A 19,752-nucleotide genomic window follows, 5' to 3' on the forward strand; every position below is an offset into this window, starting at 1 on the left:
GGAGTGAGGAGCGGGGTTGGGTTGAGGCTACGGGCGAAACCTCCGCAGCCAAGGGATCGCCACCGTGGCGCGATGGTTCGCCTTGGCTGACGCGCCGCGACGCGTCCATCATCCATCGGCCGTATTCCTGCGTCGCGGTTCCGCCCGTACCCTCATCCCCCGCAAGGCACCTTCTCCCGTGGGGAATAAGGAACTCCAGCCATCGCCAGCATGAGCCAGCCCACCCCCTACGCCCCCCGCCTGCTCGCCTGGTTCGACCAGCACGGCCGCCACGACCTGCCCTGGCAGCATCCGCGCACGCCATACCGGGTCTGGCTGTCGGAAATCATGCTGCAGCAGACCCAGGTCGCCACGGTGATCCCGTACTTCCTGCGTTTCGTCGAGCGCTTCCCGACCCTGCCCGACCTCGCCGCCGCCTCCACCGACGAGGTGATGGCGCACTGGGCCGGCCTGGGCTACTACGCCCGCGCCCGCAACCTGCATGCGGCGGCCAAGGCCTGCGTGGCGCACCACGGCGGCGACCTGCCGCGCGACTTCGACGCCTTGCACGCCCTGCCCGGCATCGGCCGCAGCACCGCCGGCGCGATCCTCGCGCAGGCCTGGAACGACCGTTTCCCGATCCTCGACGGCAACGTCAAGCGCGTGCTGGCCCGCTACCACGGCATCGCCGGCTGGCCGGGCCTGCCCGCGGTGGAGAAAACGCTGTGGTCGTTCGCCGGCGACCATGTCGCCGAGGTGCCGGAAGGCCGCATGGCCGACTACACCCAGGCCCAGATGGATTTCGGCGCCACCCTGTGCACCCGCGCCAAGCCGGCGTGCGTGGTGTGCCCGCTGCAGGACGACTGCAGCGCGCGCCACGAAGGCCTGGTGGACGCGCTGCCCACGCCCAAGCCGGGCAAGCCATTGCCGGAACGCGAAGCGACCGCCCTGCTGCTGGAAAACGCCGCCGGCGAGCTGCTGCTGCAGCGCCGCCCGCCGACCGGCATATGGGCTTCGTTGTGGACGCTGCCGCAGGCCGATACCGACGCCGAACTGCGCGACTGGTTCGCCCACGAGATCGAGGGCGACTACGACGCCGCCGAGGCGCTGCCCACGATCGTCCACACCTTCAGCCACTACCGCCTGCACCTGCAACCGCTGCGCCTGCGCAAGGTCGCCCTGCGCGGCGAGGTGCGCGACAATGGCGACCAGCGCTGGGTGGCGCGCGCCGACCTCGTCGCGCTCGGCCTGCCCGCCCCGATCCGCAAACTGCTCGACGGCCTCTAGGCCGCCCGCGAGGACCTCCGATGCCCCGTACCGTCTTCTGCCACTACGAACAACGCGAAACCGAAGGCCTGGACTTCGTCCCCTATCCCGGCGAACTGGGCAAGCGCGTGTTCGAGCAGATCGGCAAGGCCGGCTGGGCCGCATGGCTTGCCCACCAGACCATGCTGATCAACGAGAACCGGCTGTCCCCGCGCGATCCCAAGCATCGCGCCTTCCTCGAAGAACAGCTGCAGAAATTCCTGTTCGCGCGCGACGCCGAGAAGCCGGCCGGCTACGTGGCCCCCGGCGCGGAGTGACCCACGCCGGCGGCGGCCTCAGCGGCCGTCGCCGTCCTGCGGCCGGGCGCGCTCCTCGACCTTGGCTTCGCGCAGTTCCTTTTCGGACGTCTTCAGCGCCTTCACGTCCAACGGGCGGATGGCCTGGATCCGGCAGGGAATGCGGATCCCGCGCGGCCCGCCCAGCACGATCACGTCGTCGAAGCGCGCCGATACGCGCCCCATCATGTTGGTGATCGAGATCGCCGGCGCGAAGTCCAGGTCGTTGCAGCGGCCCGCCAATTCCAGCAGGTACGCCGTCCCGGGCCTGGTCCATACCGCCAACGCGGTATCGCCCAGGTTGGTCCAGCCGTTGAGGCTGCCGAAGTACTGGAAGTCCTTGACCGGCGCGCCCGCATGCGCCCGGTACAGCGATAACCGCTCGTCGTCGCCGAGGCGCCCCGTCGCGCAAGCCGCCAGCAACGTGGCCACAACCACCGCACTGAGCAGACCTTTCATGGCGCGATCCTCGAATGGAATGCCCTCATCATGCCGCGCCGGCTTGCAGGCGGCGTGGAGGCTGGCGGGCTCGTTCAGCCAGGATGGCGGAACACCGCCGCCGCGGCACCGGCCCGGCGACCTGCTAAAATGCTTTGCATGCCCGAGACATTCAAAGAACGCATGAAGCGCATCCGGCTGCGCGCCGGCTTCAAGAGCCAGCGCACGGCGGCGGATGCCATCGGCTGCGACCGGGGCAATGTCGGGATGTGGGAGGCGCCGTCCAGCGCGGTGCAGTCCGTGGGCCAGGAGTGGCTGTTCGAGGTGGCCCGCGCCTACCAGGTGCGCCCGCAATGGATCAACGACCTGTCGTCCAGCCACGATGGCTATCCATGGACGCCCGACGAGGGCGAACGCATCCGGGTGCATGCCTATCAGATCCGGGCCGTGGACGGCGAGGACGGCCTCGATCCCGCCACCGACGTCTCGATCCCGGTCTACGACATAGAAGTATCCGGCGGCCCGGGCACCATCATTCCCGAGTATGTGGAGACCCGGTACCGGCTGCCTTACCAGATCGACTGGCTGAACCGCTGGGAGGCCAAGCCGGAGAGCATCCTGATCGCCAAGGTGCGCGGCTCCTCGATGGAGCCGGTGCTGTACAACGGCGACAAGGTGGTCATCCATACCGGTCGCAGGCGCGTGATCGACGACTGCGTCTACTCGCTCATCTACGCGGGGGAGGCCAGGGTGAAACGGCTGTTCAAGCTGCCCGGCGGCGGGCTGCGCATCGTCAGCAGCAACCCCGACAAGGCGCGCTACCCCGACGAAATCGTCCAGGCCGACGAGCTGGAGGCGGTCTACATCATCGGCCAGGTCATCGACAAGATGGGCAGTGGCGGCCTGGGTTTCTGACGCCCCGCCGTAGGCGCATGCCATCCTGCTAAACATCTTTTCAACAAATCGACTACCCCGGCATCCCCTCCGGCAGGATGCCTTCGCGCTCCTGCCGCTTTTCGCCTGTCCGCGGCCGTATGTGCACCTCGGGCCAGGCACTTCGCCGCTTGACATTTTGCTAAATAAATTTAGCATTCGTCTCACCTGCCACGACCGGCAGGGAACGGCCGCCGGGCAACGACCGCAAGAACGCGCCGCGCCCGGAAGGCCGCCAGGACGATCATCAACATCAGGAGCAAACCCAATGAGCCAGAACGGAAACATGCCGGCGATGCCGGTGGAATGCGAATGGTCCGGGGACGAAGTCGTCCGCGGCCTGCAAACGGGAGATGCCACCGGCTGGGCGACCGGCATGAGCAAGCGCGAGCTGTTCGCCGCCTTCGCCATGCAGGGCCATCTTGCCAACGACGCCAACAGGAGCAGTTCCCCCGAGCTCACCGCCCGATGGTCGGTGGAATGCGCGGATGCCTTGCTCTCGGAGCTGGCAAAAGTCCAGTGATCGGCCCTCGGGCCTCGCTTGAAGGCGCCGTCGTGTGCCTGGCAGGACTTCGAAAACCGGAGCGTGCTGGACAGAAGAGACCCCATCCGGCGATGGCCTGTCCAGCCTCTTCTTGCCGTGCATATCCCGACATGTGCATTCGCTCCCATTGCCGTCTCAGCTGGTGAGACCAGCATCCTTAAAGTCCGCCTCATGGAACCGGAATCCGCCCGCCAACACGCCTACTCGCAGGCCTATGCCCTGCTCCAGGCCGCCACAGCCGGGGATCCGCGGCTGTTCAACATGGCCTACCAGCGGGCGCACGAGCTGCTGTTGACCACCTACCCGGACGAAGAGCCCGCCATCGTCGAGGCCCTGGCGACGTTCTCCCAGGTCCTCGGCCGCGCCTGCCCGAGCAGCCGGCATCCTCTGCCCCAGGCCAACCCGAGCCCGCAAACGGTCGCGCCCGCGACCTGAACGACGAGCGGCGTATGCACCGCCGCATCGATGCGGCCAGGAAAGCCAACGGCCCGTCATCCTCATCGCGGAATCAAGGCCAAATCCATCGGTGGCCCGCAGCGCCTTGCGCTCCACCACGCGTCGATACCCGGGAGATCGCGGAACAAGCAGGCACGAGAACCCTCGCCATCCTTCTCGAAGCAAATCCGCAACAAAGGCTTGCCCTATCCGCGGACGGTCGTTATGATGCGCGTCCTCGCAACGCAGGCACTGCATTGCGGCGAAGTGGCCGGGTAGCTCAGTTGGTAGAGCAGGGGATTGAAAATCCCCGTGTCGGGGGTTCGATTCCCTCCCCGGCCACCATGATCGAAGAAGCGCCGGAAGGCGCTTTTTTCGTATCCGGGCACCATCGACAAGCCGGCGGCCCGCCCTTTCGTTCACGCGAGACGAAGATCGCTTCGCCTAGCGTCGCGGCATCCGATCGGAGTGTGCCGATGCGTCTTCGTCCGCTGCTGCTCTCCAGCCTGCTCGCCTTCGCGCCTGCCGCCATCGCCGCCGAACCGGTCGTCGCGGTGGAGCGACTCGACATCTCGCGCTATGCGGGCCAATGGCACGAGATCGCACACCTGCCGGTCTCGTTCCAGAAGAAGTGCAGCCGCGATATCACCGCACAGTACACCTTGCGCGACGATGGCCTGATCGGCGTGCGCAACGCATGCGTCACGCACGATGGAACACAGATCGAAGCGCAAGGCGTGGCGCGCCGGGTGCCTGGGCACCCTGCTCGGCTCCAGGTGCGCTTCGCCCCGGACTGGCTGGGTTGGGTACCGTTCGTGTGGGCCGACTATTGGGTGCTGGTGTTGGATCCGGACTACCGGTGGGCCGTGGTCGGCGAGCCGGACCGCAAATACCTGTGGATCCTCTCGCGCTCGCCGCGGATGTCGCGCGTGCAGCTGGAGCAGCTCAAGGGCGAGGCCGTCCGCATGGGCTACGACCTGTCGGACCTGGTCGTGGCCGCTCCCTTGGACTGAGCGCACCGCCGCCACGGCGCCCGCCCCATACGCCGTAGTATCCTTGAGGCTGTTTCTCAGCCATCGAGGGGCATGCGGCATGCGTTTTTACCGAAGCTTGATCCTGGTAGTGGTCGCGCTGGCATTGGCTGGCTGCGGCGGCGGCATGGTGCGGCGGGTGTCCGAGCCCACCGCCAGTATCCAGCAGCTCACCGTCCGGGCCGACGGCAGCTGGTCGCTGGACCTGCGCCTGCAGAACTACAGCAGCATCCCGATGCGCTTCGAGCGGGTTTCCCTCGATGTCCTGCTCTCCGACCAGAGCGCGGGCAAGATCGACCAGGCCATCGGCATTTCGATCGGCCCGGAAACCGCCGATGTCGTGCAGGTCGCCCTGCAACCCTCCTCGTTCGCCAAGCTCGCCGTCGCCGACGTGCTCGCCGGGCGGCGCTCGCTGCCCTACGAACTGAAGGGCAAGGTCTGGGCCACGCCCGAGGAGAAGAAGCAGCGCGAATTCGACGTCGATGCGCGCAACACGCTCAGCCCCGCACCGGGACTGGACGGCGTCCTGCGCTGAACCATCCACGCCCGGGCCACGGGCACGCAAACTCCGGGAACACCATGAGCAGCTATTCCGCACCGCTTGCCGACCTGCGCTTCGCCCTGTACGACGTGCTCGGCGTCGAAGCCTTGTTCTCCCGCCTGGGCCATGCCGAGGCCAGCCGCGACATCGTCGATGCCGTGCTCGAGGAAGCCGCGCGCTTCGCCGGCACCGTGCTGGCGCCGCTCAACGGCGTGGGCGACGAGATCGGCTGCGCCTTCGACAAGGCCACGCACGAGGTCACCACGCCGCCGGGGTTCAAGCAGGCCTACGAGCAGTTCGTCGAGGGCGGCTGGACCGGCCTGACCGCGGCGCCGGAACTCGGGGGCCAAGGACTGCCGCATACGCTGGGCATCCCGCTCAACGAGATGGTCAACGCCGCCAACCTGGCCTGGGGCAACTTCCCGCTGCTCTCGCACGGCGCGGTCGAGGCGTTGAAGCAGCACGGCGAGGCATGGCAGCAGGAAGTCTTCCTCAAGCCGCTGATCGAGGGCCGCTGGACCGGCACGATGTGCCTGACCGAGCCGCACTGCGGCACCGACCTGGGCCTGCTGAAGACGCGCGCCGAACCGAACGCCGACGGCAGCTACGCGATCACCGGCACCAAGATCTTCATCACCGCCGGCGAGCACGACCTGACCGACAACATCGTCCACCTGGTGCTCGCCAAGCTGCCCGACGCGCCTCCGGGCGCCAAGGGCATTTCCTTGTTCGTCACCCCGAAGTTCAAGGTCGGCCGCGACGGTGCCGTCGGCGAGCGCAACGCGCTGCACTGCGGCTCGATCGAGCACAAGATGGGCATCAAGGGTTCGGTCACCTGCGTGATGAACTTCGACGGTGCCCAGGGTTGGCTGGTCGGCCAGCCGCACAAGGGCCTGCAGGCGATGTTCACCATGATGAACACCGCGCGCCTGGGGGTGGGCCTGCAAGGCATCGGCCTGTCCGAGCGCGCCTACCAGAACGCGCTGCGCTACGCGCGCGAGCGCCTGCAGTCGCGCTCGCTGGCCGGCGCCAGGTTCCCGGACAAGCCGGCCGACCCGATCGTCGTGCAGCCGGACGTGCGCCGCATGCTGCTGACGATCAAGTCGCTGACGGAGGGCAGCCGCCTGCTCGCGCTGCACGCCGCCACGCTGATCGACGTCGCCCACCGCTCGCAGGATCCGGCCGAGCGCGAGCGCGCCGACACGCTGGTGAGCTTCCTGACCCCGATCTCGAAGGCCTGCCAGACCGAATGGGCCATCGAGAACACCTACCACGCGCTGCAGTGCTTCGGCGGGCACGGCTACATCCGCGAACACGGCATGGAGCAGTTGGCGCGCGACGCGCGCATCACCACGCTGTACGAAGGCACCACCGGCATCCAGGCCCTGGACCTGATGGGTCGCAAGACCGCCTCCACCCAGGCCGCCGGGCTGAAGCTGTTCCTGGCCGAGGTCGAGGAGTTCGCGCGCGCATGCGAAGGCGACGCGGCCCTGGCGGAGTTCATCAAGCCGCTGCGCGACAAGGCCAGCGAATGGGCGATGCTGACCCGCGACGTCCTGGAACGCGCCGCGAAGGATCCGGAGGAGATCGGTGCGGCCAGCTACGACTACCTGTTCTATTCCGGCTACGTGGTGCTGGCCTACTGGTGGGCGCGCAGCGTCGCCGCCGCCAACGCCTCGGCGCACGACGAGGGCTTCAAGCGCGCCAAGCTGGAAACCGCGCGCTTCTACTACGCCCGCATCCTGCCCCGCACCCTGACCCATGCCGCCAACATCCGCGCCGGGGCCAAGCCGCTGATGGCGCTGGACGAGGCGCTGTTCGGCTGAGCGGGGATTCGGGATTCGGGATTCGGGATTCGGGATTCGGGAAAAGCATCTTTGCCCGGGTCCGGTCGTCAAGCGACCTGATGCTTTGCGCGGATTTCCTGCCTCCCCTCTTCTGTGGGAGGGACTTCAGTCCCGACAGGGCCTTGCCGCCGACTGTCGGGATTGAAGTCCCTCCCACAACAAACCCGGCTCTAAGCAGGCCTGTCGCTCTGCCGAGTCCCAAATCCAAGCCCCGACCTTCCCCCTGAACAGCCATACACAAATTGTCAACAATGGGGTATAAGCTGTCTTCCCGATGGAGACAGACACTACCTCGCGTGATCTGATCGACACCGGAGCCTGCGCAGCGCCGGTCCTTTCCGCTCCGGCGGACTTCCCTTCCCTTTCCCGCCCCGTCGGCTCGATGCGATTCCTGTCGCTCGACGCGCACGGCCGGGTGCTGGACTGGATCAACTGGCAGGACGCCGCCTGCCTGTACGCCCGCGACGCGGTGTCCTGGACCCTCGGTGAGCCCTGCCTGCAGATCCACGGCGGCATCTCGCGCGCGACCGGCGAGCGCAGCGTGCTCGAACTCCACCCGATCATCGCGGCCCGCGGCCACGCCCATGCGCGCGCGCTCGACCCGACCCCGTCGCTGACCAACACCGCGCTGTTCGCCCGCGATTCGCAGCTGTGCCTGTATTGCGGCCAGCACTTCAGCCGCCCGCACCTGACCCGCGACCACGTGATGCCGATCTCCAAGGGCGGCAAGGACACCTGGGAGAACGTGGTCACCGCCTGCTTCCACTGCAATTCGCGCAAGGCCAACCGTACCCCGCAGCAGGCCAACATGCCGCTGCTGGCGGTGCCCTACCGGCCCAGCTGGATCGAGCACCTGATCCTCTCCAACCGCAACATCCTGGCCGACCAGATGGCCTTCCTGAAGGCGCAACTGCCCCGCCAGGCGCTGCGCCGGCTTGGCTGAGGCCGCGCCGGAATCCCGGCGGGACGGGCCTCGCTTCACGCGGCGTTTTCCCGCGCGTCACCCCGCGCTGGCACCTGAACCGGTTTGCTTGCCCCACCCCGACCCGGGGGGCGAAAATGCCGCTTCAGCTGAAAGCCAAGACGATGATCGATTCCACCCGCTATCCGCGCCTGGCGCGCATCCAGACCCCCGACGACCTGCGCAGGTTCGAGGAGGCCGAGCTCCCCGCCGTGGCCGACGAGTTGCGGGCGTACCTGATCGAGTCGGTCGGCCGCAGCGGCGGGCATTTCGCCGCCGGGCTGGGGGTGATCGAGCTGACCGTCGCCCTGCACTATCTGTACCAGACCCCGGTGGACCAGTTGGTCTGGGACGTGGGCCACCAGACCTACCCGCACAAGATCCTCACCGGGCGCCGCGACAGCATCCACACGGTCAAGCAGAAGGACGGCGTGGCGCCGTTCCCCAAGCGCGAGGAGAGCGAGTACGACACCTTCGGCGTCGGCCACTCCTCGACCTCGATCTCGGCGGCCCTGGGCATGGCGATCGCGGCGCAGCAGCGCGGCGACGAGCGCAAGGTGGTGGCGGTGATCGGCGACGGCGCGATGACCGCCGGCATGGCCTACGAGGCGCTCAACCACGCCGGCGGCATGGACCCCGAGCCGAACCTGCTGGTGATCCTCAACGACAACCGCATGTCGATCTCCGAGGCGGTCGGCGGGTTGACCAAGATGCTCGGCCGCATGAGCGGCAGCCGCACCCTCAACGCGATCCGCGAGGGCGGCAAGAAGATCCTCGGCGACAAGAAGAACAGCTCGACCGCGCGCTTCGTCAAGCGCTGGGAGGAACACTGGAAAGGCATGTTCGTGCCGTCCACGCTGTTCGAGGAAATGGGCTTCCACTACACCGGCCCGATCGACGGCCACGACCTGCCGGCGCTGCTGTCCACGCTGAAGACGCTCAAGGGCCTGAAGGGGCCCAAGCTGCTGCACGTGATCACCACCAAGGGCAAGGGCTACGAGCTGGCCGAGGGCGATCAGATCGGCTACCACGCGGTCGGCCCGTTCGATCCCGAGAAGGGCCTGGTCGCCAAGGGCGGAGCGAAGAAGCCGACCTATACCGACGTGTTCGGCGACTGGCTGTGCGATGCCGGCAAGGCCGAGCCGCGCTTGCTGGGCATCACCCCGGCGATGCGCGAAGGCTCGGGCCTGGTCCGCTTCAGCAAGGAATACCCGGAGCGCTATTTCGACGTGGCGATCGCCGAGCAGCACGCGGTGACGCTGGCGGCCGGCATGGCGACCCAGGGCGCGAAGCCGGTCGTGGCGATCTATTCGACCTTCCTGCAGCGCGCCTACGACCAACTGGTGCACGACGTGGCGATCCAGAAGCTGGACGTGCTGTTCGCGATCGACCGCGGCGGCGTGGTCGGCCCGGACGGAGCCACGCACGCGGGCAACCTCGACCTGAGCTTCCTGCGCTGCGTGCCGAACATGGTGGTGATGGCGCCCGCCGACGAGGCCGAGTGCCGGCAGATGCTCACCACCGGCCTGGAATACAAGGGCCCGGCCGCGGTGCGCTACCCGCGCGGCACCGGTCCGGGCGTCGCGCCCGGCAGCGATCTCTCGACCCTGCCGATCGGCAAGGCGCAGCTGCGCGCGTCCGGTTCGCGCGTGGCGCTGCTGGCGTTCGGCGCGACCGTCGCCGCCGCCGAGCAGGTGGGCCGCGAGCTCGGCCTCACCGTGGTCAACATGCGCTTCGTCCGCCCGCTCGACCGCGCGCTGGTGCTGGAGCTGGCGAAGACGCACGAGGGCTTCGTCACCGTCGAGGACAACGTGGTCGCCGGCGGTGCGGGTTCCGGCGTGTCCGAACTGCTCAATGCCGAAGGCGTGCTGCTGCCGGTGCTGCACCTGGGCCTGCCGGACGCCTTCCAGCACCACGCCAGCCGCGAGGACCTGCTGGCCGAGGCCGGCATCGATGCGGCCGGCATTCGCGCCTCGGTGCTCAAGCGCTGGCCCGCGCTCGCGGTGGCCAGCGGCCCGCTCAGCGCGGCAGGTTGATCGAGGTGCCGGCTTCTGTCGCATGGCGCCGGCACGCTGGGCCGGCCGTTATGACCTCGCATGCGCTCTATCCGTGGTTCCCGCGAAAGCGGGAATGACGAGCGGGGATCGCATCGGGAAAGCCGGCAGACCCGGCGGCCAGCCCGGACCACCATCGACTGGTCAGGGCGCTTCCACGACGTAGCCGCGCTCCTGCAGCCGGGCCAGGTAGCCCTGCGGCGCGAGCAATTCGCTGATCGGCAGCAAGGCGAAGGTGCTCCCGTTCTTCTGCAGCGCGGCCTCGGCCAATGCCAGCCAGTGCTGCGCCAGCTTCTCGTTGAGATCGCCGTATCCCCGGCCCCTGGCGAAGCCCGATTGCGACAGGGCGCGCGTGCACACGCCGCGCGGGTCCTCGCGCGGCAGGCGGCGCAAGGCCTCGATGTCGCCCATCGCCCATGCGTTGGCGCGTTCGACCATGGTCGGCAGGTCGCGCTCGACCGCCGTCAGCACGCTGCGGAAGCATTCCACGTCGTCCATGCCGCCTGCGCGGAATTCCTTGATGGCCGCCCTGGGGTCCTCGATCTTCAGCACCAGCCGGGTCGGAGTAGGCTTGATGCCGGCCGCCTTGGCGGCCCGCTCCACCACCGGCCCGACCAGCAGCTTGCGGCCGAGACCCGATTTCTTCGCCGCCGCCTCGTACAGCTCCCCGGCCGCGACCATCGGCCGCTTCCTCTCCACGCCACGGTCGCGCCCGAGATAGCGCTGCTTCTGCACCTGCCAGCGCGCATAGAGATCCGGCGGCAGGACGTCGCGCAGCTCGGCGCCGTCCTCGTTCTTCATCGCCTTCAGCGCCGAAGGCGCCAGCGCCAGCCTGCCGAAGAACCCGACGTCGGCGTCGAACGCCAACGCGGGCGAAAGCAGCACCTGCTGCGATTGCGCGATGGCGGACTCGACTTCGTCCGGCTTCCATTCGATATCGCTCGGCAGCGGCGACACCGTGCCCAGGATCCACAGCACGTGCTCGCCCTTGCTGACCTTCCACAGACCGGGACCGGGCTGCACGCCCCGCACCACCATCGCGTCCAGGTCGACGATGGCGGCCTCCCGCGCCGGCACGGGAGGCGGCTCCGCGGCCTGCGCCCCCGCGGCGAATGCCGCCAACCACAACGCGATCCCCAGTCCCTGCTTCATGCGGCGTGCGCCCTCCCCGACGCGATCCATGGCGACTCCGGCCGGGAAAGCTAGCCGATTCCCCGGCGGGCGGCGTTAGCGAATCGTTGCCCGGCTCAGTCGAACCACACGCCCGCCCGGCGCAATGGCGTCGCGAGCGGATCGTCCGGCGCCATCAACGCGAACCCTTCCCAGGCGAATCCCGGCGACACCGTGCACGCCACCAAGGCGAAATCGCCCAACGGACGCGCCGCCTGCCACACGCCGGCCGGCACCACGCGCATCGGCTCGACGCCGTCGCCGTAGGGACCCAGCCGTTGCCGCCGCACCGCACCGCCGTGCGCATCGAGCGTCAGCAACTCCAGCACGCCGCCCTGCTGCCAGTGCCAGCACTCGTCGCCGTCGACGCGATGCCAACGGCTCGCCTCGCCACGCGCCAGCAGGAAGCGGATGCCGGTGACGGCCGGACGCGCTCCATTGCGCACCTTCGACTCGTGGATGCGCCGGTAGTGCCCGCCTTCCGGATGCGGCTGCAGGTCGAAGCGCTCGATGAGTTCCGCGGCAATGTCGTCCATTGCCCGATCTTAGAGCGTGCCGTGGACTTCGGGAGCCTGCACCGGCGGCGCAGCCCGCCCCAGGACCCCATGGCGGGCCCCGGCGTCCCGGCTCCCGCAGCCGCATCACGCTTTGGTCTGCATCTTGCGCGACACCCGCTTGCCGGAGCGCAGGCAGACGGCGAAGAACAGCAGCAGGTCCCAGCTGTAGCGCTTGATCAGCCGCTTCGGTTCGTTGAACAGGCGGAACAGCCACTCGCCGTGCACGCGCCGCACCCAGGCCGGGGCGCGCTGGGCGTTGCCGGACAGGAAGTCCAGCAGCGCGCCCACGCCGAACACCAGCGGCGTGCGCAGCTGCGCGCCGTGCTCGACGATCCAGCGTTCCTGGAGCGGGTTGCCGAACGCGACCAGCAGCACGTCGGCATCGCTGGCGTTGATGCGGTCGACCAGGCTCTCCTCGCCGGCCTGGAACTCGCGATAGCCGTCGCAGGTGCCGACCACGTCCTGGCCCATGCCCCGCAGCAGGTCGGCGGCCTCGAAGGCGATACCTGCGCCGGAACCGAGCAGGAAGAACCTGAGCGGACGCGGCGAGCGCTTGCACAGGTAGGGGATCAGGTCGGTGCCGTTGAGGTTCTGGGCGAAGCGGCGGCCATGGATCAGCAGCGCCCCCAGGTCCATGCCGATGCCATCGTTGACGATGCGCCAGGAAGGCCCGGTCATCCGCCCGCGCAGCGATTGGCACTTCACCACGAAGTTGGTGTTGGCGAAGCAGATCCGGCGGCGCTGCCGCCGTTCCATCGCGCGGAACAGGTCTTCCGCGAACGCCTCCTGGGTGGTGGACAACACGGGAAAGCCGCCCAGGGGCACGAGTTCGCCGACCTCGAACCGGCCACGAGCGACCGGCATGTCGCCGCTCATCGTCGATGCACGATTTCCACGGTACTTGTCAGTCATTGGGGTCACCATAGGTCATAGGGAAACGAATCCAGCAACCGCTCCTGCGCGGCGGCCAGGTCGAACGAGGCGTTCCCTCCCAACGCCAGGCACTCTTCCACCGAGCGGCCCAGGTGCCATTGCGGACGCCCGGTGCCCAGGTAGTAGTCGTCGTACTTCAGGCGGTCGTCGCCATTGCCCCAATCCAGGTACACGGCGGGGATACCGTAGGCCTCGGCCAGCACGAGGCCGTGCAACGAACTGCTGATGACCAGTTCCGCGCCCAGCAGCTTGCGCACGAAGGTGATCGTCTTGACGTTCGGGAACACCAGGTGCTCCGCGTAGGCCTTGTACTTCGCCGGCGGCTCGTTGAAATGCGGCACGACCACGTAGGGCCGGCGCTGGCGCGGACCGAGCGCGTCGGCCGGGAAGAAGCGCGGCATCAGCAGGCCGGGATCGCCGTAGACCTCCGGCGCCCGGATGCCGCACTTGAGCAGCAGCTCGCGCGTGCGCGGGCCGAGCACCGCGCGCACGTCCAGATACGTTATGCCGTCGATTTCCGAAACGACCCGGCTGTCGCCGCTGCTCCCCCAGATCGTGTCGCCCTGGCGCGCGAAATGCAGGATCGATCCCGTCGCCAGCAGGCGGCGGGTCGGGTCGCGCTTGTTGATCAGCTCTTTCCCCCGCAGCGCCAGCATGGAGCTGACGATGACCTTCGACAGATGGGCGCCGACGTTGACTTCCCCGTTACGCGGCTGCCACCAGAACAATGCACGGCGCTCGGCACTTTCGAGCATGCGATGGAGCAGGGTCTTAGGCATGGCACTCGATCCTTCCGGGCGTGGGGGGGCCATCCTGGCTGTGATGAAGGCGTACCGTCGTCCGGGCCTGGCAGCACGCCGGACCGGGGCGGCATCCGCCCTGGACCGGCGCGCGGGAGCCGCGGCTACGGCGGTTCTTCTTTGCAGTGGACGTTTCGATGTTCATGGAGTCACCACAGGTCGTACGGGAACGCCGCCAGCAGCTGCGCCTGCAGCCGCGACAGGTCGAATGCACCATTGCCGCCGAGCTGGAGGCATTCCTCCACGCTGGCGCCGGCGTGCCAACCCGGCCTTCCCGTGCCGAGGTAGTAGTCGTCGTACTTGAAGCGGTCCTCGCCGTTGCCCCAGTCCAGGTAGACCGCCGGGATGCCGTAGGCCTCGGCCAGGATCAGCCCGTGCAGCGAGCTGCTCACGACCAGCTCCGCGCCCTGCAGCCGCGCCGCGAACGCGGCCGGCTTGCCTTCCGGGAACACCAGGTGCTCGGACCAGGCCGCGTACTTCTCGCGCGGCTCGTTGAAATGCGGCACGACCACGAAGCGGCGCGGTTCGGGCGGGCCGAGCGCATCGGCGGGAAAGAACTTCGGCATCAACAGGCCCGGATCGCCGTAGACCTCGGGGACCGGGATGCCGCGCGCCAGCAGGAACTCGCGCGTCTTCGGCCCGCGCACCGCGCGCACGTCGAGCATGCCGAAGGCATTGCGCTCGGCCGGGATCTTGCCGTTGATGCCGCTGCCCCAGACGGTGTCGCCGGTATTGGCGAAATGCAGCACCGAGCCGATCGCGACCAGCTTGTTCCCGGTCTGGCGCTTCTCGATCAGCACCTTGTCCTGCAGCGCCAGCACGCTGGACACGATCACCTTGGACAGGTAATCGCCCATGTTGACGCGGCCGCTCTTGGGCTGCCACCAGAACAGCGCCTGGCGCTCGGCACGGTCCAGCCATTTCTGCAACAACGGGTTCGGCATCGGGTTTCTTTCTGACGGGGGGGGGGGGAGGAGGAGGAGGCCGCCGGTCAGGCGGGCGCCGTTCGCAGGCCATCGCCGCTGGCCGTCGGAGCGGCCTGCACGAGACGGGTTTCGGGATAGGCGGCAGGATCGAGCACGCGATCGGTCGTCTCCGCCCAGCTCAGGCATTGCCGGTAGCGCACGCGCGGCGCCTCCAGCGCCTTGCCGATCGCGGCGACCACCGAGTCCGCGTCGCCGGGCGTGTAGCCGAAGCGCGCGCGGTAGCCGCCGACCACGCGATGCGGGCACACCGCCGGCAGGCCGAAGAAGTCGTACTGCAACAGCTTCATCGAACTGTCGGCGAGGTAGTCCGGCACCTGCTCGGAGGCATAGGGCGCGATGCCGAAGCGCGCGTGCTTGATGTAGCGGATCGTCTCGGCGTGCTTCATCTCGCCGTAGACCACGATGTTGTCGCCGTAGTCCGGGTGCCGCCCCATGCCGGAACCGATCACGTGGAAGGTGACCTCCGGGAAAGCCCGGCCCGCCACGACGAAGAAGCCGGGATCGAACAGCATCGAGCCCACCGACACGGCATGCGTGCCCTCTCCGTAGGGCGACGGGTCGCCCAGGCTGTCCAGGTCGTGGTCGACGCCGTGCCCGACGTGGAACACGTTGTCGCGGCTGGAAATCTCCGCCGCCATCGCCGGCGACACCAGCGCGATCACGTCCATCGCCGGCGCGACCCGGTCGAAGGTCCGTTCGATCCACGACGCCACGTTGATCGTGCTGAGCCCGTCGGAAGCGCGATACACCAGGCGGGCGTTCGGATTGAGCCGCTTGGCCAGCTCGATGAAGGCGATCGCATAGCCGCTCTCGAACACGATCACGTCCGAGTCCCTGATCCAGTCCACCAAGGCGCGCGGCGGATGCGAGGCGTACCAACGGAACATGGCGTCCTCGACCGGGCGCAGCCAGGGCCGGCGCGTGTTGAACGGATGGACCGCGGTGCGCCACAGGTAGCACTCCACCCCATTGTGCTCGACGACGCGGTTGGCGGTGTCGTCCAGGGGCAGCCGCGCATCGCCCTTCATCCGCGACAGCAGGCTGTAGCGCAGCGAGAAGAACCGGGTCTTGCCGCGGCGCGCGAGTTCGTCGGCGATGAAGTGGATGTTGGCGCGGCGCGGCGTGCGGTAGTCGTGCGCGGAAAGCACGAGATAGCGCGGGCGCCGCGGGCTCGGGACGCCGTCGGTGCGGATCGCGTTCATGGTTGGACTCCCACGGGCTGGAGACGAGCGGCGGCGTTCATCGGCGTCCTCCTCCTTCCCGGATCAGCTTGCGGATGTCGACGATGGCCATCACGTCGCGGCGGAAGGCCGGCCAGGCCAGGAACACGGCGACGCATCCCAGCGCCATCGCCGCGCAGCCGATCCCCAGCACCTGCCAGAGCGGCCCGCCGATCCTCCACGACACGTACCAGGAGAGCGCCGCCGCCGCACCGTAGCCGGCCAACGCGCGCAAGCCGTTGTTGAACAGCGCCGCGGCGGGGGCGTCGGATATCCGCCCGATCCAGACCAGCGACAGCGGCCACAGCAGCAACAGGCCGATCGAGTAGCTTGCCGCCACGCCCATCACGCCCCACCAGGAGCCGACCAGGATGCAGGCGATCAGCAGTACCCTCGACACCACCGAATAGACCAGTTGCTGCCGCATCAGGCCCTTGGCGAGGAACACCCAGTAGGCCGCGTAGGCCGCGGCCTGGAAGATGCCGCCCAGCGTCAGTACCTGGAACAACGGCACCGCGTCGCGCCACTGCTCGCCGAGCACCAGCACGATCAGCGGCAACGCCTGGGCGCATGCGAACGCGAACAGCGCCACGATCAGGTGCACCATCACCGTCTGCCCACGCACCAGGAACGCACCGAAGCGCTCGCGCTCGTCCTGCAACTGCGACAGCACCGGCAGCGCCACCGTCGTGGCCGGCGCATTGATCTGGTTGAGCGGCATCATCAGCAGCTGGAACGCGCGGTTGTACAGGCCGAGCGCCTCGACCCCGGTGCGGGCACCGATGATCACCTGGCCGACGTTGCGGCTGGCGTAGCCGAGCAACTGCGCGGCCATCAGGTTCCAGCCGAAGCTGAGAAAGCCGCCCATCGCCGCATCGCGCCGGTAGCCGCGCGGCAGCCAGCGCGAACAGGCCGCGGCGATGGCCAGGTTCACGAACGCCTGCACGACCTGCTGCAGCACCAGCGCCCAATAGCCCCAGCCCAGCAGCGCGGCGGCGACGCCGGCGGCCAGGCCCACGACCTGCGCCCCGACGTCGCTCAGCGCCACTTGCCCGAACCTGAGCCCGCGGCTGAGGTGGGCGCGGTACTGCGTGGTCATGCCGTTCAGCAGGAAGGTCACCGCCAGCGCCTGCGAGATCGTCACCAGCGCCGGTTCGGCGTAGAAGGAGGCGATCGCATGCGCCGACGCGAACACCGCGACCGACAGCACCAGGCCGATGCCGCTGTTGATCCAGAACAGGTTGTCGCGCTGTTCGCGGCTGACGTGGCGGGCCTGGATCGCGGCCGAGGACAGGCCGAAGTCGCGCAGGATCTCGGCCACGCCGACGATCGCGGTGACCATGGCCATCAGGCCGTAGTCGTGCGGCGTCAGCAATCGCGCCAACAGCACGATCCCGCCGAACTGCACCGCCATCTTGGCCGCCTGCCCGGCCATCGTCACGGCCGCGCCGCCGGCGGCACGCGAAGCCAGGCTTCGTGGCGGAGTGGGTGGTGCCATCGTCGAAGCCTCCGTACTCATTGCGCGGCGTCCCCGTCCAGGCCCAGCGCCTCCAGATAGGTGCGGTAATGCAGCCGGCCGATCCTCGGCCAGTCCCGCTGCGAAAGATCGGGAGCGCTGCCGCGTGGCGTGCCGCGCACCTTGTCCAGCGTGGATTCCAGCAGCGCGGGCTCGAAATCGCCCTCGTACAGGAATACCCAGCCCGGGCCGACCTCCTCGGCGAGCGCGGAGTTGGATTCGCTCCACGGCGCGAGGACCGGCCGCGCCAGCGACAGCGCCAGCAGCAACGTGCCGCTGTTGTGCATCTGGCGGTACGGCAGCACCACCAGCTCGGCCTGGCTGACCTCCCTGGCCAGCACCGGCTCCTCCACGTAGGCGAGCAGCGCGCTGATGCGATCGTCCTCCGCGCAGGCCCGCTCCACGCGCTCGCGCATCTGCGGCGTGGCGGGGTTGCCGACGATGCGCAGCGAAACCCCGGCCCGGCCGACGTCGCCCATCGCATCCAGCAGCGCCTCCACGCCCTTGTAGGGGCGGATCAGCCCGAAGTGGAGCAGCCTGCCCGGCACGCTCGCGGCCTGGGGCATGCGCGCGAACCAGTCGCGGTAATGCCCGTGCAGGATCGTGTCGGTGAAAGGCGGCCGCACCGGCGTGGCGGCATTGATGCGGATCCAGCGCCGGGTCATGCGGTCCATCCACCCGAGCAACGCGCGCTCGATCGCGCCATGGTCCTCGTGCGGGGCGACGTTGTGCAGGGTACGCACGATCGGCGTGCCGCCCAGCTTCAGGCGCAGCAGCAGCAGCGCGACCGCGCACTGCTTGGCCAGGGTGCCCAGGCGGGTCGGATGGCGCAGCAGGTACTCGGGCCAGTGCAGGTGCAACACGTCGTAGCGCGACAGCAGCGCGTCGCGCATCGAGAAGAACCGCGGCGTCACCCGCTCCGGCAGGGCAGCGTAGAGCTGGGTCAGGTACGGATTGGTCTTCTCCCCCGGCTGCTCGGTGGAGAACAGCACGGTGATCTCGGGAAGCGTCGCTTCGCGCGCCATCGTCATGGCATTCATCGCAGCGCCTCCTGCGGGTGCCGCTGGCCGAGCGCGCTCCGGTACTCGTCGAGGTAGCGCCCCACGACGTGCCGCCAGTCGTAGCGCTCGACGTAGGCCATGGCGGCTTCGCGGCGCCGGCCGAAATCTCGCTCCAGCTCCAGCGCCAGCCGCTCCACGCGCACGGCCGCCCCGATCGGGTCGTCGCGATCGACCAGGATGCCCTGCCCCGACTCGCCCGAAAGCCGCGCGAACGGGGGAATGTCGCTCAGCACGGGAATCAGTCCCGCGCTCATCGCCTCGACCGCCGCGATCCCGAATCCCTCGTGCCGCGACAGGCAGACGAACAGCTGCGCCTGGCGCATCAGCAGGCGCAGCTGCTCCTGGCTAGGCGAAACGTGCAGATCGACGTGCGCGGCCAACCCGCGGGTCGCGATGGCCGCGCGGATGTCGGCCTCGCTGAAGTCGTACTCGCGGCCGGCCACGATCAGCCGCCAGGCCGGATCGAGCGCGATCAGCGCCTTCAGCAGGTCCAGCGTTTCCATCAGGCCCTTGTTGACCGACCAGCGCCCGAAGTAGATCAGGGTGCGGCCGGGGACCTGCGCCCCCTGCCTGGCGTACTTGCCCACGTCCACGCCGTTCTCGATCACGCGCAGCCGCGCCGGGGCCACCACGCGCGAGAACATGTCGCCGTCGTTCTCGCTGGTCGCGATCACCCGGCGATAGGCCAGCGCGGAAGCGCGCGTCAGCGTGTTGAACCACACCTTCTTGAGCCTGGACGCGTAGCCGGTATGGAAGAAGCCGCCATGGGTGGAGACCACCATCGGCTTGCCGTGCAGCGGCCGCGACACGGCGAGGAAGTCGTAGAAGAAATCGATGCCATGCACGTGCACCAGGTCGGCGGCCCCCAGCGCCGCCAGCACCGAGGGCGCCAGCGGGTAACGCGTGGATCCGCGATAGGGGATCCTCGTCACCGGCAGGTCCTCGTAGTGCGCCTCGCGCGCCAGCGTCGTCGCCGGCGCAGTGAACAGCCGGTCCAGCGTCACCACGCGCACGTCGTCGTCCGCCACCGCGCGATGCTGGCGCGCGATGTTGAGCACCACCTCTTCCATGCCACCGATGGAAGGATGGAACTGGCGGACCACGTGCACGACTTTCATCAGGCCTTCTCTCTCCTCCAAAACGAA

Annotated in this window: 20 protein-coding genes and 1 tRNA gene; 11 read left to right on the forward strand and 10 right to left on the reverse strand. The window is 68.7% G+C overall.

Annotated elements, in window-relative coordinates:
* Nucleotides 1–210 precede the first annotated feature (210 nt).
* Complete coding sequence (gene mutY / locus FD678_RS01070; RefSeq protein WP_140718764.1) at nucleotides 211–1,266, forward strand: A/G-specific adenine glycosylase; 1,056 nt, start codon at nucleotides 211–213, stop codon at nucleotides 1,264–1,266.
* Nucleotides 1,267–1,286: 20 nt separating this feature from the next.
* A complete protein-coding gene (locus FD678_RS01075; RefSeq protein WP_140718765.1) occupies nucleotides 1,287–1,562 on the forward strand; it encodes an oxidative damage protection protein in 276 nt (91 codons plus the stop codon).
* 18 nt (nucleotides 1,563–1,580) lie between these two features.
* Here FD678_RS01075 and FD678_RS01080 read toward each other — a convergent pair whose 3' ends face one another.
* Nucleotides 1,581–2,039, reverse strand: a complete 459-nt coding sequence (locus FD678_RS01080; RefSeq protein ID WP_140718766.1) for a DUF6491 family protein — start codon at nucleotides 2,037–2,039, stop codon at nucleotides 1,581–1,583.
* 138 nt (nucleotides 2,040–2,177) lie between these two features.
* Between FD678_RS01080 and FD678_RS01085 the strand changes: the two genes are divergently transcribed.
* From FD678_RS01085 to dxs, 9 genes are all read left to right on the forward strand, one after another.
* Nucleotides 2,178–2,933, forward strand: coding sequence for an XRE family transcriptional regulator (locus tag FD678_RS01085; RefSeq protein WP_218569412.1), 756 nt, complete (start codon nucleotides 2,178–2,180; stop codon nucleotides 2,931–2,933).
* A gap of 286 nt (nucleotides 2,934–3,219) precedes the next feature.
* Entirely contained in the window at nucleotides 3,220–3,474 is a 255-nt protein-coding gene (locus FD678_RS01090) for a hypothetical protein (protein WP_218569413.1), read from the forward strand.
* 192 nt (nucleotides 3,475–3,666) lie between these two features.
* Nucleotides 3,667–3,930 (forward strand): hypothetical protein, encoded by a 264-nt coding sequence (locus FD678_RS01095; protein WP_140718768.1) that lies wholly within the window; start codon nucleotides 3,667–3,669, stop codon nucleotides 3,928–3,930.
* 269 nt (nucleotides 3,931–4,199) lie between these two features.
* A tRNA-Phe gene (locus FD678_RS01100) sits at nucleotides 4,200–4,275 on the forward strand.
* A gap of 131 nt (nucleotides 4,276–4,406) precedes the next feature.
* Nucleotides 4,407–4,943, forward strand: a complete 537-nt coding sequence (locus FD678_RS01105; RefSeq protein ID WP_177497497.1) for a lipocalin family protein — start codon at nucleotides 4,407–4,409, stop codon at nucleotides 4,941–4,943.
* Between the two features lie 79 nt (nucleotides 4,944–5,022).
* Nucleotides 5,023–5,496: an LEA type 2 family protein gene (locus FD678_RS01110; protein WP_140718770.1), complete on the forward strand. Its 474-nt coding sequence runs from the start codon at nucleotides 5,023–5,025 to the stop codon at nucleotides 5,494–5,496.
* A gap of 44 nt (nucleotides 5,497–5,540) precedes the next feature.
* On the forward strand, nucleotides 5,541–7,328 hold the full coding sequence (locus FD678_RS01115) for an acyl-CoA dehydrogenase C-terminal domain-containing protein (protein ID WP_140718771.1): 1,788 nt from the start codon (nucleotides 5,541–5,543) through the stop codon (nucleotides 7,326–7,328).
* 403 nt (nucleotides 7,329–7,731) lie between these two features.
* A complete protein-coding gene (locus tag FD678_RS01120) occupies nucleotides 7,732–8,292 on the forward strand; it encodes an HNH endonuclease (protein WP_218569414.1) in 561 nt (186 codons plus the stop codon).
* 143 nt (nucleotides 8,293–8,435) lie between these two features.
* Entirely contained in the window at nucleotides 8,436–10,346 is a 1,911-nt protein-coding gene (gene dxs / locus FD678_RS01125) for a 1-deoxy-D-xylulose-5-phosphate synthase (protein ID WP_140718773.1), read from the forward strand.
* Nucleotides 10,347–10,508: 162 nt separating this feature from the next.
* Here dxs and FD678_RS01130 read toward each other — a convergent pair whose 3' ends face one another.
* From FD678_RS01130 to FD678_RS01170, 9 genes are all read right to left on the reverse strand, one after another.
* Nucleotides 10,509–11,546, reverse strand: coding sequence for a TraB/GumN family protein (locus FD678_RS01130; protein ID WP_218569415.1), 1,038 nt, complete (start codon nucleotides 11,544–11,546; stop codon nucleotides 10,509–10,511).
* A 65-nt stretch (nucleotides 11,547–11,611) separates the two neighbouring features.
* A complete protein-coding gene (locus tag FD678_RS01135; RefSeq protein ID WP_140718774.1) occupies nucleotides 11,612–12,070 on the reverse strand; it encodes a cupin domain-containing protein in 459 nt (152 codons plus the stop codon).
* 105 nt (nucleotides 12,071–12,175) lie between these two features.
* Entirely contained in the window at nucleotides 12,176–12,955 is a 780-nt protein-coding gene (locus tag FD678_RS01140; protein WP_218569416.1) for a WecB/TagA/CpsF family glycosyltransferase, read from the reverse strand.
* A gap of 53 nt (nucleotides 12,956–13,008) precedes the next feature.
* Entirely contained in the window at nucleotides 13,009–13,803 is a 795-nt protein-coding gene (locus FD678_RS01145; RefSeq protein ID WP_140718775.1) for a polysaccharide pyruvyl transferase family protein, read from the reverse strand.
* A gap of 170 nt (nucleotides 13,804–13,973) precedes the next feature.
* Nucleotides 13,974–14,768 carry a polysaccharide pyruvyl transferase family protein gene (locus tag FD678_RS01150; RefSeq protein ID WP_140718776.1) on the reverse strand — a complete coding sequence of 265 codons (795 nt, stop codon included), beginning with the start codon at nucleotides 14,766–14,768 and terminating at the stop codon, nucleotides 13,974–13,976.
* Nucleotides 14,769–14,815: 47 nt separating this feature from the next.
* Entirely contained in the window at nucleotides 14,816–16,012 is a 1,197-nt protein-coding gene (locus FD678_RS01155; protein WP_140718777.1) for a GumK N-terminal domain-containing glycosyltransferase, read from the reverse strand.
* Between the two features lie 37 nt (nucleotides 16,013–16,049).
* On the reverse strand, nucleotides 16,050–17,528 hold the full coding sequence (locus FD678_RS01160) for a lipopolysaccharide biosynthesis protein (RefSeq protein WP_218569417.1): 1,479 nt from the start codon (nucleotides 17,526–17,528) through the stop codon (nucleotides 16,050–16,052).
* A gap of 17 nt (nucleotides 17,529–17,545) precedes the next feature.
* Nucleotides 17,546–18,586 (reverse strand): glycosyltransferase, encoded by a 1,041-nt coding sequence (locus tag FD678_RS01165; protein WP_218569418.1) that lies wholly within the window; start codon nucleotides 18,584–18,586, stop codon nucleotides 17,546–17,548.
* The gene (locus tag FD678_RS01170; RefSeq protein ID WP_140718779.1) at nucleotides 18,583–19,725 is read right to left on the reverse strand and encodes a glycosyltransferase family 4 protein; all 1,143 of its coding nucleotides are present in this window, start codon (nucleotides 19,723–19,725) and stop codon (nucleotides 18,583–18,585) included. Before FD678_RS01170 ends, FD678_RS01165 begins: the two co-directional genes overlap by 4 nt.
* Between the last annotated feature and the right edge of the window lie 27 nt (nucleotides 19,726–19,752).

Source organism: Pseudomonas sp. Hp2 (assembly GCF_006386585.1).
GTDB classification, from domain to species: domain Bacteria; phylum Pseudomonadota; class Gammaproteobacteria; order Xanthomonadales; family Xanthomonadaceae; genus Pseudomonas_S; species Pseudomonas_S boreopolis.

Excerpts from the sequence above, each read along its gene's own strand:
- FD678_RS01165 (WP_218569418.1), bottom strand. The coding sequence starts at position 18,586 with ATGAATGCCATGACGATGGCGCGCGAAGCGACGCTTCCCGAGATCACC.
- FD678_RS01145 (WP_140718775.1), bottom strand. The coding sequence starts at position 13,803 with ATGCCTAAGACCCTGCTCCATCGCATGCTCGAAAGTGCCGAGCGCCGT.
- FD678_RS01140 (WP_218569416.1), bottom strand. The coding sequence starts at position 12,955 with ATGCCGGTCGCTCGTGGCCGGTTCGAGGTCGGCGAACTCGTGCCCCTG.
- FD678_RS01135 (WP_140718774.1), bottom strand. The coding sequence starts at position 12,070 with ATGGACGACATTGCCGCGGAACTCATCGAGCGCTTCGACCTGCAGCCG.
- FD678_RS01095 (WP_140718768.1), top strand. The coding sequence starts at position 3,667 with ATGGAACCGGAATCCGCCCGCCAACACGCCTACTCGCAGGCCTATGCC.
- FD678_RS01080 (WP_140718766.1), bottom strand. The coding sequence starts at position 2,039 with ATGAAAGGTCTGCTCAGTGCGGTGGTTGTGGCCACGTTGCTGGCGGCT.
- FD678_RS01130 (WP_218569415.1), bottom strand. The coding sequence starts at position 11,546 with ATGGATCGCGTCGGGGAGGGCGCACGCCGCATGAAGCAGGGACTGGGG.
- FD678_RS01155 (WP_140718777.1), bottom strand. The coding sequence starts at position 16,012 with ATGAACGCGATCCGCACCGACGGCGTCCCGAGCCCGCGGCGCCCGCGC.
- mutY (WP_140718764.1), top strand. The coding sequence starts at position 211 with ATGAGCCAGCCCACCCCCTACGCCCCCCGCCTGCTCGCCTGGTTCGAC.
- FD678_RS01170 (WP_140718779.1), bottom strand. The coding sequence starts at position 19,725 with ATGAAAGTCGTGCACGTGGTCCGCCAGTTCCATCCTTCCATCGGTGGC.
- FD678_RS01090 (WP_218569413.1), top strand. The coding sequence starts at position 3,220 with ATGAGCCAGAACGGAAACATGCCGGCGATGCCGGTGGAATGCGAATGG.
- dxs (WP_140718773.1), top strand. The coding sequence starts at position 8,436 with ATGATCGATTCCACCCGCTATCCGCGCCTGGCGCGCATCCAGACCCCC.
- FD678_RS01105 (WP_177497497.1), top strand. The coding sequence starts at position 4,407 with ATGCGTCTTCGTCCGCTGCTGCTCTCCAGCCTGCTCGCCTTCGCGCCT.
- FD678_RS01110 (WP_140718770.1), top strand. The coding sequence starts at position 5,023 with ATGCGTTTTTACCGAAGCTTGATCCTGGTAGTGGTCGCGCTGGCATTG.
- FD678_RS01115 (WP_140718771.1), top strand. The coding sequence starts at position 5,541 with ATGAGCAGCTATTCCGCACCGCTTGCCGACCTGCGCTTCGCCCTGTAC.
- FD678_RS01150 (WP_140718776.1), bottom strand. The coding sequence starts at position 14,768 with ATGCCGAACCCGTTGTTGCAGAAATGGCTGGACCGTGCCGAGCGCCAG.
- FD678_RS01120 (WP_218569414.1), top strand. The coding sequence starts at position 7,732 with ATGCGATTCCTGTCGCTCGACGCGCACGGCCGGGTGCTGGACTGGATC.
- FD678_RS01075 (WP_140718765.1), top strand. The coding sequence starts at position 1,287 with ATGCCCCGTACCGTCTTCTGCCACTACGAACAACGCGAAACCGAAGGC.
- FD678_RS01085 (WP_218569412.1), top strand. The coding sequence starts at position 2,178 with ATGCCCGAGACATTCAAAGAACGCATGAAGCGCATCCGGCTGCGCGCC.
- FD678_RS01160 (WP_218569417.1), bottom strand. The coding sequence starts at position 17,528 with ATGGCACCACCCACTCCGCCACGAAGCCTGGCTTCGCGTGCCGCCGGC.